The 16,110-nt window shown below is 35.0% G+C and carries 16 protein-coding genes; 9 read left to right on the forward strand and 7 right to left on the reverse strand.

Annotated elements, in window-relative coordinates; genetic code table 11:
* Positions 1–26: 26 nt before the first annotated feature.
* The 4 genes from QW060_RS09550 to QW060_RS09565 all read right to left on the reverse strand — a co-directional run bounded on the left by QW060_RS09550 (position 27) and on the right by QW060_RS09565 (position 1,919).
* Complete coding sequence (locus QW060_RS09550) at positions 27–638, reverse strand: DNA polymerase ligase N-terminal domain-containing protein (protein ID WP_290363349.1); 612 nt, start codon at positions 636–638, stop codon at positions 27–29.
* A 69-nt stretch (positions 639–707) separates the two neighbouring features.
* A complete protein-coding gene (ku, locus tag QW060_RS09555; RefSeq protein WP_290363350.1) occupies positions 708–1,484 on the reverse strand; it encodes a non-homologous end joining protein Ku in 777 nt (258 codons plus the stop codon).
* A 113-nt stretch (positions 1,485–1,597) separates the two neighbouring features.
* Positions 1,598–1,801: a hypothetical protein gene (locus tag QW060_RS09560; RefSeq protein WP_290363351.1), complete on the reverse strand. Its 204-nt coding sequence runs from the start codon at positions 1,799–1,801 to the stop codon at positions 1,598–1,600.
* Positions 1,776–1,919, reverse strand: a complete 144-nt coding sequence (locus tag QW060_RS09565) for a hypothetical protein (RefSeq protein WP_290363352.1) — start codon at positions 1,917–1,919, stop codon at positions 1,776–1,778. The genes QW060_RS09560 and QW060_RS09565 overlap by 26 nt, the downstream gene beginning before the upstream one ends.
* Positions 1,920–2,451: 532 nt before the next feature.
* Here QW060_RS09565 and QW060_RS09570 point away from each other — a divergent pair.
* The 8 genes from QW060_RS09570 (at position 2,452) to QW060_RS09605 (ending at position 8,266) form a co-directional block, all read left to right on the forward strand.
* Positions 2,452–2,754, forward strand: coding sequence for a hypothetical protein (locus QW060_RS09570; protein WP_290363353.1), 303 nt, complete (start codon positions 2,452–2,454; stop codon positions 2,752–2,754).
* 28 nt (positions 2,755–2,782) lie between these two features.
* Complete coding sequence (locus QW060_RS09575) at positions 2,783–3,328, forward strand: DUF4142 domain-containing protein (RefSeq protein WP_290363354.1); 546 nt, start codon at positions 2,783–2,785, stop codon at positions 3,326–3,328.
* Positions 3,329–3,450: 122 nt separating this feature from the next.
* Positions 3,451–4,005: an HD domain-containing protein gene (locus tag QW060_RS09580; protein ID WP_290363355.1), complete on the forward strand. Its 555-nt coding sequence runs from the start codon at positions 3,451–3,453 to the stop codon at positions 4,003–4,005.
* 101 nt (positions 4,006–4,106) lie between these two features.
* On the forward strand, positions 4,107–4,769 hold the full coding sequence (locus tag QW060_RS09585) for a MarR family winged helix-turn-helix transcriptional regulator (protein WP_290363356.1): 663 nt from the start codon (positions 4,107–4,109) through the stop codon (positions 4,767–4,769).
* Positions 4,769–6,241, forward strand: a complete 1,473-nt coding sequence (locus QW060_RS09590; RefSeq protein ID WP_290363357.1) for a phytoene desaturase family protein — start codon at positions 4,769–4,771, stop codon at positions 6,239–6,241. Before QW060_RS09585 ends, QW060_RS09590 begins: the two co-directional genes overlap by 1 nt.
* A gap of 3 nt (positions 6,242–6,244) precedes the next feature.
* Positions 6,245–7,081, forward strand: coding sequence for a phytoene/squalene synthase family protein (locus tag QW060_RS09595; protein WP_290363358.1), 837 nt, complete (start codon positions 6,245–6,247; stop codon positions 7,079–7,081).
* A gap of 34 nt (positions 7,082–7,115) precedes the next feature.
* Positions 7,116–7,574, forward strand: coding sequence for a sterol desaturase family protein (locus QW060_RS09600; RefSeq protein WP_290363359.1), 459 nt, complete (start codon positions 7,116–7,118; stop codon positions 7,572–7,574).
* Entirely contained in the window at positions 7,571–8,266 is a 696-nt protein-coding gene (locus QW060_RS09605; RefSeq protein WP_290363360.1) for a lycopene cyclase domain-containing protein, read from the forward strand. Before QW060_RS09600 ends, QW060_RS09605 begins: the two co-directional genes overlap by 4 nt.
* A gap of 159 nt (positions 8,267–8,425) precedes the next feature.
* On the opposite strand, the gene QW060_RS09610 is transcribed toward QW060_RS09605, so the two are convergent.
* Positions 8,426–10,045: an LVIVD repeat-containing protein gene (locus tag QW060_RS09610; RefSeq protein ID WP_290363361.1), complete on the reverse strand. Its 1,620-nt coding sequence runs from the start codon at positions 10,043–10,045 to the stop codon at positions 8,426–8,428.
* Positions 10,046–10,300: 255 nt separating this feature from the next.
* On the opposite strand from QW060_RS09610, the gene QW060_RS09615 reads away from it, so the two are divergent.
* Positions 10,301–11,530, forward strand: a complete 1,230-nt coding sequence (locus QW060_RS09615) for a YaiO family outer membrane beta-barrel protein (RefSeq protein ID WP_290363362.1) — start codon at positions 10,301–10,303, stop codon at positions 11,528–11,530.
* Between the two features lie 88 nt (positions 11,531–11,618).
* Here QW060_RS09615 and QW060_RS09620 read toward each other — a convergent pair whose 3' ends face one another.
* Both QW060_RS09620 and QW060_RS09625 read right to left on the reverse strand, forming a co-directional pair.
* Positions 11,619–15,041 carry a sulfatase-like hydrolase/transferase gene (locus QW060_RS09620; RefSeq protein ID WP_290363363.1) on the reverse strand — a complete coding sequence of 1,141 codons (3,423 nt, stop codon included), beginning with the start codon at positions 15,039–15,041 and terminating at the stop codon, positions 11,619–11,621.
* Positions 15,038–16,108 (reverse strand): HEAT repeat domain-containing protein, encoded by a 1,071-nt coding sequence (locus QW060_RS09625; RefSeq protein WP_290363364.1) that lies wholly within the window; start codon positions 16,106–16,108, stop codon positions 15,038–15,040. The genes QW060_RS09620 and QW060_RS09625 overlap by 4 nt, the downstream gene beginning before the upstream one ends.
* Positions 16,109–16,110 lie beyond the last annotated feature (2 nt).

Raw genomic sequence — 16,110 nt, forward strand, 5'->3', positions numbered from 1 at the left:
CGCAGTAGCATAATTTTTAAAATGTTTTATTCCGTTGGTGGAATCATTTTTTTTTTACTGCCTTTCTCTTTGAGATAAGCGGTTACTTTAGAATTTTTAGGCGTATGCTCTTCAGCGTCATAATCTTTATCAACGGCAAAGTGATCTTTGTGCTTTATCAACAGCCATGCATTATCGTCTTTGGGATTCTTGATTTTAACCAATGCAAACTCTCCTTTTAACTTTTTACCGTGAAGAATGAATTTTAATGATTGTTTATGCAAATCTGCCCGCATGACCAGATCATCCGTTTTTCCTTTGATTTTCTCAATGGGTTCATATGTTCCTTCATCCCATATTTCAACTTCACCAGCTCCATAATTTCCTTTAGGTATAGTGCCTTCAAAGGTTTTGTATGAATAGGGATGGTCTTCTACCATCATTGCCAGTCTTTTGTCTGCCGGATTTAATGACGGACCTTTCGGAACTGCCCAGCTTTTTAATACGCCATCCATTTCTAACCGAAAGTCATAGTGTAACCTCGTGGCTGCATGTCGCTGTACAACAAACCGCAATTTATTTCCACTGGTTTTTTCTTTTCCTTCCGGTTCGGAGGTTTTTTTAAAATTTCGTTTTTTATTATAATCTTCTAAAGGCATAACTATACATTTTAGAGAAATACATGACCCAATCACACAACAAGCTTTACATATTGACAGAAGTCAGAGCTACCCTGCCTTCTTCTTTCCTTTTTTGAGACTTTCTTTAAGCATTGCCATTAAATCAGTTGCCTTGCCTTCCGGTTCTTTTACTACTGTTAACTTTACCTTTTTTCCTTTAGCCTTCTGCCTGATGATTTTAAGCAGATCGGCATTGTATGTATCTTTAAAATCTTCCGGATTGAAGTCTGCTGAAAGTGATTTTATAAGCTGTTCCGCCATTTTTAATTCAGTAGCTTTAGGTGCTTTGGCAGGAAGATTTAAATCGTCAAAATCTCTTAATTCCTCCGGATAACGCATACGGTTTACCATAAGAATTTTATCAGCGTACGGGCGTATTAAACATAAAATTTCCCTTTCGCGTAAAACGAATGAGCCAATACCTGCCATTTTGGTTTTCATCAATGCCTTAAGCAGTAGATTATAGGCACCTTCACCGTTTTTTTGAGGTTCCAGAAAATAAGGCGTTTCAAAATATGCTGAATCGATATCGGCTTCTTTTACAAATTGTGAAATTGCCAGTATTTTAGATTTTTCAGGACTTGCTGCTTCAAAATCCTGATCTTCTAATACGATATATTTATCTTTGAGTTTATATCCTTTGACAATATCTTCCCAAAGTACTTCCTTTCCTGTATTCTCGTTAATCCTTTTAAATCTTATATTGCTTAAATCTTTACTGTCAAGCATATCAAGATCCAACGTACTTGAATCTGTAGCGCTGTATAGTTTAATAGGAATATTTACTAAACCGAATCCTAATGCTCCATTCCAAATTGCTCTCATAATCTCTTTTTTAATTATATCACAATTATCTTTCCAATAATCCTAATATATCGCATTACATACTATAACATTATACAATCTGATCATTTTAAAAAATGATATCAAAACAATCTTTATTTTTCAGTATTTTTCTTTTGATCTTCTTTTGGCAGTTTGCCGTGTTGATTTTTCTGATATTCATCTTCCTGCATTACCTCGGTTCCCATAGGATCAATTCCCTCAGAAGTTTTAGAATCATCATCCACATTCTTCTGCTGCTTTTTTACTATCTCGTCGATGCTTTTGTTATTATCAACTGTTTCCTTTTTCTTTTTCATAATGGTTATTGTTTAATGTTAATTTCCAATGATTAAATTCCTCTTTGTTTATCATTATTACCAACAGAATAAGAACAAATGTTGATCCACTGACCAATAGAGAAATTAAAGATGACATGCGCTGTTTTAATTTTAAACAGCTACCATCAGTTCAAAAACTGTACTGATAAAGGATGTATATAATTTAACATTTATGAGCAGTCTGTATTTTACATTAACCCTACATATAAATTATAAAAAAATTAAATTTTAATCATGAATAGTCTAAATATTTTACATTAATGTTTTGAAACACACTTTTTGTAGAAGGAATAAAAATACAACTGTTAAAAATTGATTTTTTTAATAAAAATAGTTAATATTTTAAATATTAATTCTTTATTTGTTTTAAAATAAACAACATTACACTACAATTTCACAAAATGTATATTTTTTCCCCAATATACGCATTAACATACACCTTAAAGTATTAGCTATAAACTTGCAGACAGTATACGTTTACAAATAATATCTAAAAGATGGCATTGTGTTTGACTCTACATTAATATCTTTCTTATTACCAAAAAATTACAATTCCTCTTTCGTAATTTATTATCACTATTAACATTTTGATTATTTTAACCGAGGCAATGCCTCATAAACTATAAATTATGAAAAACCTTTTATTAAAAAGCAGTGGAATCTTAGCTATAGGGTTCCTTGCCGTAATCTTTATGGGATGTAAGGATCAGCGAAAAAACAATGATGAGAACCGTGAAACTTATCCTCCGGCAGATGACACAGACTATCACAATGATGCATACAGTAATGATACATTGCACCATGATGAAGGTATGAATAACAGCCATAACTCCCAGCAAAATAACCAATCGGGAAGCCAGAATTCAGGTTCGCCTGATGATACTACAAGAACAAATCAGTCCAGTTCAAACAAAAGACCTAACGGAAACTAACCTATCATTAACACAAATCTATTGAATTATGAAAAAGTTGATTTTAATCGCAGCATTAATGTTGGCAACAACGACTGTATTCGCACAAAAAACAGTCACTCAAAAAGCTAAGACTGAACAAACGGGAACGGAGCAGGATATACAATTTGTGATGAAAGCATTGGAAGGAGGAAATGCAGAGATTAAAAAAGGCTCGTTAGCCCGATCAAAAAGTAAGAATCCTGAAATTGTAAAATACGCGGAGATGATGGAAAACGACCATCATTCTGTAAATGGAAAACTTAAACAGGTTGCGCAGCAAAAAGGGTATAAAGTTTCAGACATTCTTAGCACAGAAGCACAGCAAATGTACAATAGTTTAAACAAGATGGATGGTGATGCTTTTGATAGAGAATTTGTAAATCAGATGATTGCTGACCACCTTCAGGCAATAGAACTTTTTAAAGAGCAGGTTGCCAATGGTACCGATCAGGAATTAAAAGATCTGGCTTCATCTGCTCTACCGGTTCTTGAAATACATCTTAAGGAAATTGAACGTTTACAAAACAATATGAATCGTAAAAAACCTAATTAATACATATTGTATTAAAATATCAGAACTTACTCACCTTTTTTTCCGGTAATGCTTATCAGAATGATAAGCATTACTTATATTTTTTAATTTTATCTCTTTATTACAATAAATCAAAAATACGCATGAATCTAATTCTCAATAAAGTACAGCAATTTGCTGACCTTGCCCATGGTGAACAAAAACGTAAATACAGCAACGAGCGTTACATTGTTCATCCTGTAAGAGTTCTTGAAATCTGTGCAGCATATACAAACAAGACAGCTGTATTGGCTGCTGCCCTACTCCATGATGTTCTGGAAGATACTCCGGTTACTGAAGTAGAATTATTATCCTTTTTAAAAACAGTAATGAACAGAGACGATGCAGAACAAACCCTGAAACTGGTCGTGGAACTTACTGATGTTTACACCAAAGAAGCATATCCGCATCTAAACCGTAAACAGCGTAAAGAAAAAGAAACCATACGGATTGAACAAACCAGTAAAGATGCACAGACTATCAAATATGCAGATATTTTAGACAACTCTAAAGAGATAACAGCATCAGACCCCAATTTCGCCCCTCGGTTTCTGAATGAATGTATGACCATTTTAAAAATAGCAACTAAAGGTAATAAAGAATTATACACAACAGTTTATGATGTAATACAGAGCAAATTACATAACTTAAGAAAATAATAGTACCTTAAAGATTGGTTGTATTATCTTGTACAATTAAAGTACTTTTAAAACCAATAATTCAAAAAATATAGTATATTTGTATACTATATTTTTTATATATGCAGTATAATCTTATTAAAAAAACGGTAGATCTTGTAGAAGAATTCGAATTGTCTAACGCGGACAACCGATATACTGATACTATTGCCGGATTTAAAAAATGGGTCGCAGATAATTATCAACCATCACTTCTCCAAGCTCCTGACTGGGAAGGTAAAAAAAATGGACGAAGTGCAGAAAGTGTTATCAGCACTCTTCTCGTTCACATGAACAGATTTGGTAAAAATTATTCGAGAGCGGCGATTTCAGGGTCGGATTTTTCTACTCAGGAAGATTTCATCTATCTGATCAACCTGAAGGCATCCGGCGAAATGACAAAGATGGATCTTATTAAAAAAAATGTACACGAAAAACCTGCAGGTATTTTAATCATCAACAGATTGATGCATAAAGGCTGGATTGTACAAAAAGATTCGAAAACAGACAAACGCAGTAAAATCATAAGTATTACTGAAAAAGGATTAGAGGTTCTTGAGCAGCAAATGGAAAAAATTCGTGCGGCCACAACACTTGTATGTGGTAATCTCACAGAATCTGAAAAATTAGAACTTATAAAACTGCTTACTAAACTCAACGAATTCCACGTTCCGATTTATAAAAACAATACCGATGTAGAAAAGCTTTTGGAAGAAGCCGATCAGTACAAAAAACAAATCGTATAATGAAAAAGAAAATAGCTGTTATTGGTTGTGGTTTCTCAGGATTGTCGGCTGCTGCTTATGCCGCAAAAGAAGGCAATGAAGTTCACGTATTTGAAAAACACGATCAGCCTGGAGGAAGAGCAAGACAATTTACAACCAAAAACGGTTATGTTTTTGATATGGGACCAAGTTGGTATTGGATGCCTGATATCATTGAGAATTTCTTTGCTGATTTCGGCTTTCATTCATCAGATTTTTATGAGCTTATTTCACTGAATCCTCAGTTCGAAATGATCTTTTCTGATGCTAAAATTGCTGTTCCCGAAAATTATGAAGAACTAAAAAAAACAGTGGAGAGTATTGAAACCGGAGCAGCCCTTCAACTTGATCGTTTTATGAAATCCGCAAAATACAAGTATCAGGTGGGAATGCAGGAATTCGTGAATAAACCATGTTACAGCTGGTTAGAATTTGCATCGCCAAAAATTGCCACGAGTGCATTAAAACTTGATTTGCTTACCAATTTCAGAAAGTATGTTTCAAAGTACTTCAAAAATCGCAAATTAAGGGCACTTATGGAATTCCCAGTTATTTTTCTTGGTGCATCACCTAAAAATATTCCGGCTTTATACAGCCTTATGAATTATGGTGGCTATGTATTGGGCACTAAATATCCAACCGGTGGCTTTTACAGTCTGGTATTGGCAATGAAAAAGGTCGCAGAAAAACAGGGTGTACAATTTCATTTTAATCATTCAGTTGAAAAGATCCATATAGAAAATGACCGTGCAGTTTCTCTTCTGATAAACGGAAAATTATTGGAGTTTGACAGCATCATTGCTTCATCTGACTATCACCATACCGAAAGTCTTTTGGATACAAAATATAAAAATTATGATGATGACTACTGGAAAAATAAAACGTTTGCTCCATCAAGCCTTATTTTTTATTTAGGAATTAACGAGCGTATTCCCAACCTTACGCATCACACTTTATTTTTTGAAAATGATTTAGATGAACATATCGACTGTATTTACGGTGAAAAAAAATGGCCCGAAAAGCCCTTATTCTACGCCTGTTGTCCTTCTAAAACCGATGCCGGAACAGCCCCTGAAAATTGTGAAAACCTATTTCTGTTAATGCCTGTTGCAACCGGAATTCATGATGATGAATCAGTCAGGGAACATTATTTGAAGGAGATGCTGGAAAGAATTAAAAAACATACCGGAATAAAAAATCTATACGAGAAAATTGAATATAAAAAAAGTTACTGTGTATCGGATTTTACAGCAGATTATAATGCATACGGCGGAAATGCATACGGGTTGGCAAATACGCTGAATCAAACGGCAGTACTGAAACCAAAAATACGCAACAAAAAAGTACAAAACCTATTTTACACCGGACAGCTGACTGTACCCGGTCCTGGTGTTCCTCCCGCTATTATTTCCGGAAAAATAGCAGCTAACGAAGTCAACAAACTAAAAATATAAGCTATGAAAAAATTGTTTGATGAACTGGCTTACGAAGTAAGCAAGAAAACCACCGAAAAATACAGTACCAGTTTTTCCTTAGGTATTCTGGCACTAAAACCTGGAATACGCAAAAGTATTTATGCCATCTACGGCTACGTGCGTCTTGCCGATGAAATCGTTGACAGTTTTCATGGTTACGATAAAGAAAAACTGCTGAACAGGCTGACAATTGAAACTGAAACTGCTCTTAAGGAAAACATCTCGCTGAACCCTATTATACAATCCTTTCAGGAAACTGTACACCAATACGATATTGACCGTTCGCTTATTGCGCAATTTCTGCACAGTATGTCTATGGATCTGCATGAGGTAGATTATAATTCTGAGCTTTATAATGAGTATATTTACGGATCTGCGGAGGTAGTTGGTTTAATGTGCCTGCAGGTATTTACCGAAGGAAACAAAAAACAGTTTGAAGAACTGAAACCTTATGCCATGAAACTGGGGTCGGCTTTTCAGAAAATAAATTTTTTGAGAGATATCAAAGAAGATTATCAGACATTAGGTCGTAGCTACTTTCCGAATGTAGATATGGAACTTTTTGACCGCGATATCAAGTATCAAATCGAAAAAGAAATTGAGAAAGAATTTGCAGAAGCTCTCATCGGAATAAAAAAACTGCCAAACTCATCAAAATTTGGAGTGTATCTGGCATATAAATATTATCTGCTGCTTTTTTCTAAAATAAAGAAGAAATCACCTATTGAAATAATGGCAAACAGAACCCGTGTTCCCAATGCACAAAAAGCATACGTAGCCTTTAAAAGCTATCTGCGTTATAAAGTTGCTGTTTTGTAAGATTACAAATAAATCATTAAAAAAGAGAACTGTTATGAATTTTTTAATTGTGATGATCACATTTATTTTGATGGAAGGAGCAACGTGGCTGATTCACAAATATATTATGCATGGTTTTCTGTGGACTTTACACAAAGATCATCATGACCATAGTAATGGAGACGGTTTTGAAAGAAACGACTATTTTTTCGTGATATTTGCAGTACCTACCATTGCTTTAATGTATTACGGTTCACTTGCCCATTTTAATTACGTTTTTTATATAGGGTTGGGTATTATGCTATATGGCATGACTTATTTTTTTGTGCACGATATATTCATACACCAACGTTTTAAATTTCTTACCCGAACAAAAAACCCTTATTTTTTAGCATTGCGTCGCGCACACAAACAGCATCACAAACATATTGGTAAAGAACATGGCGAATGTTTCGGCTTTTTATACGTACCCCTCAAGTATTTTAAAATGTATCTCAAAACTTCTGACAAATGATTTCATATACCTACTCCGCCATTTTATTTTTTACCGTAATTATATGCTTTATTGCTTCATTTGATCACAGAATTAAATTTAACCGCTATTTTATTCCGTTTTTAAAAGCAGCAATTCTTGTAGCGATACCTTTTATTGCATGGGATGTATGGTTTACGTCAAAAGGTGTCTGGTGGTTCAATACTGATTATACGCTTGGATTAATAATAGCGGGGCTTCCGCTTGAAGAATGGCTTTTTTTTATTTGCATTCCGTTTTCTTGTGTGTTTACGTATTTTTGCTTTGATCTGTTTTTTAAGTGGAACAAAATCAGCAGTTTGAATAACATTATTGTATTTATAAGCATTGTAGGCTGCTCATTGGTTGCGCTGCTTCATCACGATAAAATTTACACACTCGTAACCTGTATAGCTACCATTTTATCCCTTATTTATCTGCATTTCGTGGCACGTGTAGCATGGATTGGGAAAGCATCTGTGGTATATACCATACTGATGTTGGGTTTTTTTCCCGTAAACGGAATTTTAACCGGAACCGGATTAGAATCTCCTATTGTAAATTACAATCCCGGTGATTTTCTGGGGATAAGAATGCTTACTATACCAGTGGAAGATGCGGTATACGGATATACACAGTTTCTGCTTGTACTTTACTTTTTTAAACGTTTTAAGAGGAACACTAATAAAGATTAGTTTAGTCTTCGTTTGGCTTGATACGTTCAGCTATCACTAACAAAAAAGCGATTCAAAATTGAATCGCTCTGAAATTTATCTGGTTCGTTACCTTGTCCAGGTGTTTTATTCATCATCAATCGGATATTGATACACGTTTCTCTACTTTATATTTTTTACTTACAATTTATTAAACGTATCTGTAAAAGTCCCGGTTATGGTTACATTATTCGATTTACTTACCGTACCATGAATTGTAATCGTAGAATTATTACCTATAAATTCTAATTTAGCTCCACTGTTTAATACTAGATTACCATATATCACCACATTTCCTTCAACACGCATCACTGCATTATTATTAATATTCAAAGACAACCATGGATTACTTTGTTGTCCTTGCGCAAGCGACCCCTTCATGTAAAATACCCCGCCACTGTTAATATTAAGGGATTGAGAGACCGACAAAGAGCCACAAAAGGTAAGATTGGCATTTACGTTCAGACCCATTAAAGATGCAGAACCCTGATATTCCTTAGTTTCGTTAGAATTAATATTTAACCATGCTGAACCGTTGTATGTAGGAAATTGTGAGCAATTAAGCGTTGGGGTATTCGTGACCATTTTTGCAATTTTAAGTCCGCCGTTACCCATTGCTGCAAAAATATAGTCTCCCTTACTCATGGTATAATTACAAGAACCATTCATTGCAATTGAGCCTATAAGGCTTAAAGATTGGTTTTCATTTTTATAAATGTAAAGCCCTGCACCACCATTTGCTAAAAATAAATTTTGATTATTTACAGAAACGGCATTGGTTGTTATGTCTGAGTTATCTACACCGGTAACATTGGTAGGTACTGCTATGGTCTGTAATTTACTGCCTGTAGCAGAATTATAAACTCCTAAACCGGCATATCCTTCTGAGACCAGCAAATTATTTCCAAGAAAATCTATTGTTCTTTTTGCACCCGGAACATCAACAGAAGTAGAAAATGAATTCTGAAGCGCCATAGTTACGGCATCATATACCTTAACGCCGTTTGTTCCACTAAGTACTACAATCTTATTGCTATTCTGACCTACTGCACGTAAATCAGCTACGGGAATAGTTGCCTGAATCTGATTGGTATTTTTGTCGAATGCCACCAAATCACCAGCACCACCGGATACTGCATAATATTTATTGCCTGTAGAGGTAACAGAAGTTCCTACATTACCTCTCAGCTGTGTCTGCACATAGTTGGTAGTTAGCAGCCCGTTATTAAGCGTCATTGCAGAAACAAATCCCGGAGAGCTTAAAGTTGGAAATGCATCAACACTGGCAGCACCTGCAATATATAGTTTACCGTTTTCATAACTCACAGCGCTTATATCAGTATTGGGAAAAATTGCCTGAACAACCAATTGAGGAGTATTTGGATTAGAAATATTGATAACATCAACCGCACCACCATAAGCTTCTCCCTCTGTATTATAAGAAACGTAAGCATAGTCACCATTAATTGCCACATGAGTTGCTTTCAGCGTTCTTCCTGCATACACAGGCGGATTTACTTCAGCAACCAATACTAACGGCATACTGGTTGCCTGTGCTGGTGTATTTTTTCCAGCCAAAGGCGTAATAATATCTAAAACACCTGAATTATTATATTTAATTCTTTTATTTAATGACTGTACATCATTATTGATAATGATTTTTCCATTCTCATTTTCCACACTAACATTATCGTCACTGTTACAAGAAGTTAAGATAAGCATGGCTACTAAAGTACAGCCTAATAAAGATTTCATTTTCATGATTAATAATTTAAATATGCGACAAATGTATAGTAAATATATAATCTATACCAAGTTGTGCATAACTATTTTTTATCTTATTAATTTTATATAAATAGTACTATAAAATCTAATATCTGATGGTACATGAATCCTTATAATTATTTTTTCTTTTACTTTTAAATCGAAAATTTCACCCTGCATAAATATTTTTTATACACTTTAATTTTTTATACCTTCGGTATAGTGAAGAAGTGTTAACCCAAATAAACTGAAATGAGATATTTTTCTTTAATTCTCGCATTTTTAATCCCTATGGCTTTTTACAGTCAGGAGTCTTTAACTACAGACGAACTATATGTAAAAGCAAGAAATACTGCTTTTGAAGAGAAAGATTATTCTAAAGCTATAGAATTGGCAAAAGAAGCATTAGAAAAGGCACCGGACTATACCGAAATATCCATTTTTTTGGGAAGGCTTTATACATGGAGTGACGATATCCATTCTGCACGGTTAGTGTTTGAAGGCTTAGAAAAAAAAGGAATAGAGGACGAGGATTTTTTTCTTGCGTATGGTTATTTAGAGTTTTGGAACAATAATAATGAAAAAGGATTAAGCATCGCTGACAAGGGACTTGAGTATCATCCAAAATCGGAAGATCTATTATTACTAAAAGCCAAAATATATTCAACAAATGAACCTGCTAAAGCCGAAGAAGCTATCCTGCATGTATTGGAACTCAATCCTAAAAATGCTGAAGCCAGAGCGATGTACAATAGAATTAAAGAACTTAATGCTAAAAATGCATTAAGTGTGGTTTACAATCTTACGCACTTTGATAAGCAATTTGATGATGACTGGCATATTGTAGGCATAAGTTATAAACGGGTAACCCGTTTTGGTTCGGTAATTTTAAGAGGTAATTATGCGAATAAATTTGGTGAGGACGGAAAGCAGATTGAATTGGAAGCTTATCCGCGTATTTCGAAAACTTTTTATCTATATATAGGTGCAGGCTATTCTGGTGATGTTGGTATTTTTCCAAAATATAGAACCGGTGTTTCGTTGTTTGCCAACCTGCCAAAAAGTTTTGAGGGCGAATTAGGATACCGCCAGCTCTATTTCAGTAGTAACATCTGGATGTATACTGCCTCAATCGGAAAATATTATAAAAATTACTGGTTCAACCTGCGAACCTATCTTACACCAAACCATAAGAATATATCGCATTCCTATACCGGTACTGTACGTTATTACACCAAAGGTGCCAATGATTATATCGGTATACAGATAGGATCAGGAATAAGTCCTGAACAAAGTACAAACAACCTTTTAGCTAATGAAAATTTTAAACTAAAAACCTTTAAAGCAGGTTGTGAATATACGTTCTCGGTACAAAAACTAAATATTTTTACCGTCTCATTTCTCTACTCCAATCAAGAATATCGCATCAACCAAACCGGTAATCAGTTCGATTTCAGTGTAGGATATACCAGAAACTTTTAAGAGCAGCGATAAGGTACATACAAAAATATGGAGCACATTTTTGTGCTCCATATTTTTTGAGTTTTAAACTAATCTTGTGAACTTGATGCTATTCAGCAGTCTTTAAAAAATCTATGACCAAAGAATCCGGAATCAATTTTTGAGATGAATAGAACGTATTGTTCTTCTGCTTAAAATAGTTGAACTGTCTTTTTACATTCTTATTCACAGCTTCATTGTCAATCAACGCTTCATTCTTGTTTTTTAGTAAATATAAATTGTCTTGATTTAAATGATAACTATCAGATATGAAGTCAGTAATTAGATCCTTGCTTTGCATCATAGGAAAACTTTTATTGATGACTTCTGTAGTTCCCTTGAGACCATTACCGATCCACGCTACCTTTGACGGCGTTTTTAAATTATAATTTTTTCGATAATAAGCCAGCAGAGATGGAGCTATATCAAAATGGCTCACGATATTGTCAAACCGGTGGGGTTCTTTCAGCAGTGGAGAATAAATGATTAAAGGGACATGATACCTGTCAATTTTCTCCTGAAGAGGAATTTCCGGCATACTGTGATCTCCGGTAATTATAAAAATTGTATTCACAAAATCAGTCCTCTTTTTATATGTCTTAAAAAATTGCTCAAGCGCATCATCCAGATTCATGACCGTAACCAATTGCTTTTTATATTGTAATGCCCAGGTTTTTTGACTGTTGGATATACGATCCGATTGTACCTGTTGATCAAATCTTTTCTCATAGTAATCCGCATTATTGATTAAAAACGGATTGTGGGTTGACAAGGTAAGAATCATGTTAAAGTAAGGTTTGTTTGCCTCCTTTTGTACCTCAAGCATCTTTGTAAACACTGCCTGATCTTCATAACCCCAGCTTTCTCCATTATTTTGCGGAAGTTTCTGATATTTATCTCCAAAAGAAGCCTGATCTATAATATGATCTACTTTGCTATATTCCAAAAATTTGTCCATTCGGTCAAAGGAAATATTACCACCATAAAAGAAACCTGTTTCAAAACCATTTTTCTTTAAAACATTAAAGAGGTTAAAATGCTGGGGTATCTTTTCAATTTCCAGAAAACCGTTTTTTCCGAAAGGAAGTGATCCTGTAAGGGTTGGCAATGCTGCAAAAGTTCGTCCTGAAGAACTTAAATTAAAATCCCAATACAAACTTTTACTGCTCAAAGAATCTATAAACGGCGTGAAATTACCTACATAACCATTTGGAGAGCTGTATGCATGTCCCAGTCCTTCAACAATAATAACAACTACATTGGGTATCTTCTCAGACGTATGAAAATAGCTTCCCAGAAAGTCTTGGGTATCCTCATCTCTAAAAAATGGATATTGATTATCTAAATTCTCTTTACCCATCTGGGATTCAGCAGTAGGATAAAACCATTTAAACATTTCTGTATGCCCGCTTATATAATCTTCAGCATTAGATGCTATAAAATAAGAAACTTTACTTTTAGCCGCATTCTGTTGGAATTCATTACTTTTGAAACGATTTTCAATTTTATCAATCGGAACAACCATCAAAATACAACCGAAAACAATGAGTACTCCTCCAAGATACCCTGATTTAAGGGAAGATTTTGTTACTATGAATAATGGAATTGCCGTAACCGCAGCCAATAATAAAAGTAAAGCAACATTCTTTACATTCAGCATGCCGCTCGATTTTAAGATCTGCGTTATCTCTTCAGAGGTGTAATAGAGTAAATCTGCGCCAAGAATATTCTTTGTTTCAGCGAAATAGAGAAACAAGCCATACTGACTCACTATTATGATTGTGGACGCTACTATAATAAAGAAGTTTGCTATTTTTTCCTTTATCAATCGAAGAATTAAATATAAAACTCCTAAAACAGATAATAATTTGAATAAGAATATGGTATTGGATATAAAAAGATATTGCAAAATAGCAACTGTGTCAATATCATTAAAACTTTTATAATACCATATCCATTCTACAAAAACGCCTAAAAGGTATAGTACTGAAAAAGTAGTTGCAATCAGTCCCCATTTTCGCAGACCTGAAGTAAAAAATTGAACGGCTTTATCTTTTGGAGACTGTTTTTTTGCAGACTCACTAAATCCCTGTCTGGTCATCTCACCCCAACTGTGAGATTTTTTAAAGTAATCTATGAAACCGCTCACGGCAGCCCTGACTGTAAGAGGGTGAAAATAAAACGGTTCTGCAACAGCGGTTACAATCAATGTAAGAAAATCTTTTCTTTTAGTGTACACCTGTCGTCCAACCAAATCAACCAAAACGGCATACACCGAATACAAAATACCGGTAGAAATTATTAAGGCAAACAAAACGAAAAAGAAAGGCCAGTTAACGATACCCAACAATAAAAATATCAGGAAAATAACATATCCGGAAAATTCTACCAAAGGACCAAGAAATTCAAATAGAAACCAATACGGCAAACTTATCATCCCCAACTTACCGTATTTTGGGTTGAACATCAGTTTACGATGCTTCCAAAGCGTTTCCATAGTTCCGCGCATCCATCGGTTTCTTTGCCTGGACAGTATGTCTTTGCTTTCAGGAACCTCAGTCCAGCAAAGAGGCTCCGGAATATTTACTACTTCATAGGCTTCCTTTGCTTCTTCCATAAAGCGACGCATGCGTACTACCAGCTCCATATCTTCTCCTACGGTAGAGGTATCATATCCGCCACACTTCAACACCACTTCTCTGTCAAAAGCACCAAAGGCTCCCGATATCAAAATAAGACCGGACGCCCTTGACCATGCCATACGTCCCAGTACAAACGCTCTTATATATTCCAATGCCTGTGCTCTGCCCAACCTTGATTTAGGAAGGTTGACGCCTACTACTTTTCCATTTTCTACTTTACAGTTATTGGCCAGACGTATTACTCCGCCACAAGCAATAACCTTTTTTTCAGTTTGTTCCAAGAAAGGTTTGGCCAGTTTTAGAATGGCATCCTGTTCCAAAATACAGTCCACATCAATACAGACTATATAGTCACCTGATGAAACATTTATACCCACATTTAATGCATCTGCCTTTCCACCGTTTTCTTTATCTACTACCAACAATTTTTTAAAAGCGGGATTTTTACTTTTATAGATGGCTTTTATCGGTTTTGTTTCAATAGAACCCTGTACAAAAAAAGACACACGTTCCAGACTATAGGCATCAATAAGCTTAGCAATAGAATCGTCTTTACTTCCGTCGTTAACGATAATAATTTCCAGATTGTGATAATAAAGGGAAAGCAACGAACGAACATTGTCAACAATAGTCAACCCTTCATTATATGCAGGTGCTATAACGCTGAATGTAGGTGCATTGGGATTTGATGCTATAATACCGTAATCGGTGAATGTATTTTCTTTTTTGTAGCGCCTTACGGCTCCAAACGCATAAATACCTATCCATACATAAACAAGAAAAACGGCAGCGGAATATACTACAAACAGCCAGATAACAATTACATATATAGTGTGTGCAAAGTCAATCATATTTTATCCTGTAATACGTGTTTTACAATTTCCCGTATGTGTTCCGGTACGGTGTCACTTTGAGCTATTTCATTTAAAGTTTCACAAAATCCCAAAGCAAACAATGCCTGAGCCGCTTCCATCTTTAAAGCAATCACAGGATGGTCGTTTAATTGCGACTTAAAAAAGTCATGATAACGCTTATCATTCGAATGTTTCATAGCTCTGAGTATCGCAAGTTGTACCTTTACAGGCTGTAAAGAATAGGCATCCATAAAATCATCCATTGTGTGATCATTTTCAAGCACTTGAAGAGTTTGTACTGCATTGACACGTACTTTTTCGGATGTGTGATACAGCAAATCTTTAACCTGATCATAGAAGGTAAGTAACTGAAATTTTTTAATAAGCTTCAATGTAAACACTACAACAGATAAATTACTGCTTTTTAGCCATAATTCTACGGGTACATCACGATCATCAGGAACTTTTTGCAGTGATCCCAAAAGGCGTAATTGTTGCCAATCAGAAAGTGGCGTATCTAGCGTATCCAAAAAATCCAAACCGGTAAAGCCTTTAAATACAACCATGGCATATTGAGCCTCATTATACACTTGGGAAGCCGGATGCTGAAGGTATTTTTGTATTTTATCCAGACTGTCTGTCATTTTCATTGCCGTTACCTCTTGTATACCACCTGCAATTACATAAGGTTTAGTACTATTTAAATTCTGAACAGCCTCTTTATACAAACCATAATTAATAAAGAGTCTTTGAATTTCTTCCTGAGCCATTCCAGAGAATTTTTTCTTAGATGAAACCAGTCTTTCCAACAGCAAATTTCTGAAAGAGCCTTCCTGAGAGTGAGTGTGAAAGAATTCACTTTCCGGTACTTCTTCAGAAAATACTATAGCATCACTAACCCTTGAATCAATCAGAGATTCCCATTCCCTTTTATTTTTCAGTGCCCTGTACTGATAAAAACCATAAAATAGGACCGCCCCGGTCATCAGCAGGATCATGATAAGCACTGATAAGAAAATCAGTAACAGGTCATGAATCACAACATTCAAATGAAATGTTCCCATAG

It is taken from the genome of Paenimyroides ceti (assembly GCF_030409925.1).

What these genes read in the sequence shown, in the direction of transcription:
- QW060_RS09550 (WP_290363349.1), bottom strand. Translation starts at nt 638, where the DNA reads ATGCCTTTAGAAGATTATAATAAAAAACGAAATTTTAAAAAAACCTCC.
- ku (WP_290363350.1), bottom strand. Translation starts at nt 1,484, where the DNA reads ATGAGAGCAATTTGGAATGGAGCATTAGGATTCGGTTTAGTAAATATT.
- QW060_RS09560 (WP_290363351.1), bottom strand. Translation starts at nt 1,801, where the DNA reads ATGAAAAAGAAAAAGGAAACAGTTGATAATAACAAAAGCATCGACGAG.
- QW060_RS09565 (WP_290363352.1), bottom strand. Translation starts at nt 1,919, where the DNA reads ATGTCATCTTTAATTTCTCTATTGGTCAGTGGATCAACATTTGTTCTT.
- QW060_RS09570 (WP_290363353.1), top strand. Translation starts at nt 2,452, where the DNA reads ATGAAAAACCTTTTATTAAAAAGCAGTGGAATCTTAGCTATAGGGTTC.
- QW060_RS09575 (WP_290363354.1), top strand. Translation starts at nt 2,783, where the DNA reads ATGAAAAAGTTGATTTTAATCGCAGCATTAATGTTGGCAACAACGACT.
- QW060_RS09580 (WP_290363355.1), top strand. Translation starts at nt 3,451, where the DNA reads ATGAATCTAATTCTCAATAAAGTACAGCAATTTGCTGACCTTGCCCAT.
- QW060_RS09585 (WP_290363356.1), top strand. Translation starts at nt 4,107, where the DNA reads ATGCAGTATAATCTTATTAAAAAAACGGTAGATCTTGTAGAAGAATTC.
- QW060_RS09590 (WP_290363357.1), top strand. Translation starts at nt 4,769, where the DNA reads ATGAAAAAGAAAATAGCTGTTATTGGTTGTGGTTTCTCAGGATTGTCG.
- QW060_RS09595 (WP_290363358.1), top strand. Translation starts at nt 6,245, where the DNA reads ATGAAAAAATTGTTTGATGAACTGGCTTACGAAGTAAGCAAGAAAACC.
- QW060_RS09600 (WP_290363359.1), top strand. Translation starts at nt 7,116, where the DNA reads ATGAATTTTTTAATTGTGATGATCACATTTATTTTGATGGAAGGAGCA.
- QW060_RS09605 (WP_290363360.1), top strand. Translation starts at nt 7,571, where the DNA reads ATGATTTCATATACCTACTCCGCCATTTTATTTTTTACCGTAATTATA.
- QW060_RS09610 (WP_290363361.1), bottom strand. Translation starts at nt 10,045, where the DNA reads ATGAAAATGAAATCTTTATTAGGCTGTACTTTAGTAGCCATGCTTATC.
- QW060_RS09615 (WP_290363362.1), top strand. Translation starts at nt 10,301, where the DNA reads ATGAGATATTTTTCTTTAATTCTCGCATTTTTAATCCCTATGGCTTTT.
- QW060_RS09620 (WP_290363363.1), bottom strand. Translation starts at nt 15,041, where the DNA reads ATGATTGACTTTGCACACACTATATATGTAATTGTTATCTGGCTGTTT.
- QW060_RS09625 (WP_290363364.1), bottom strand. Translation starts at nt 16,108, where the DNA reads ATGGGAACATTTCATTTGAATGTTGTGATTCATGACCTGTTACTGATT.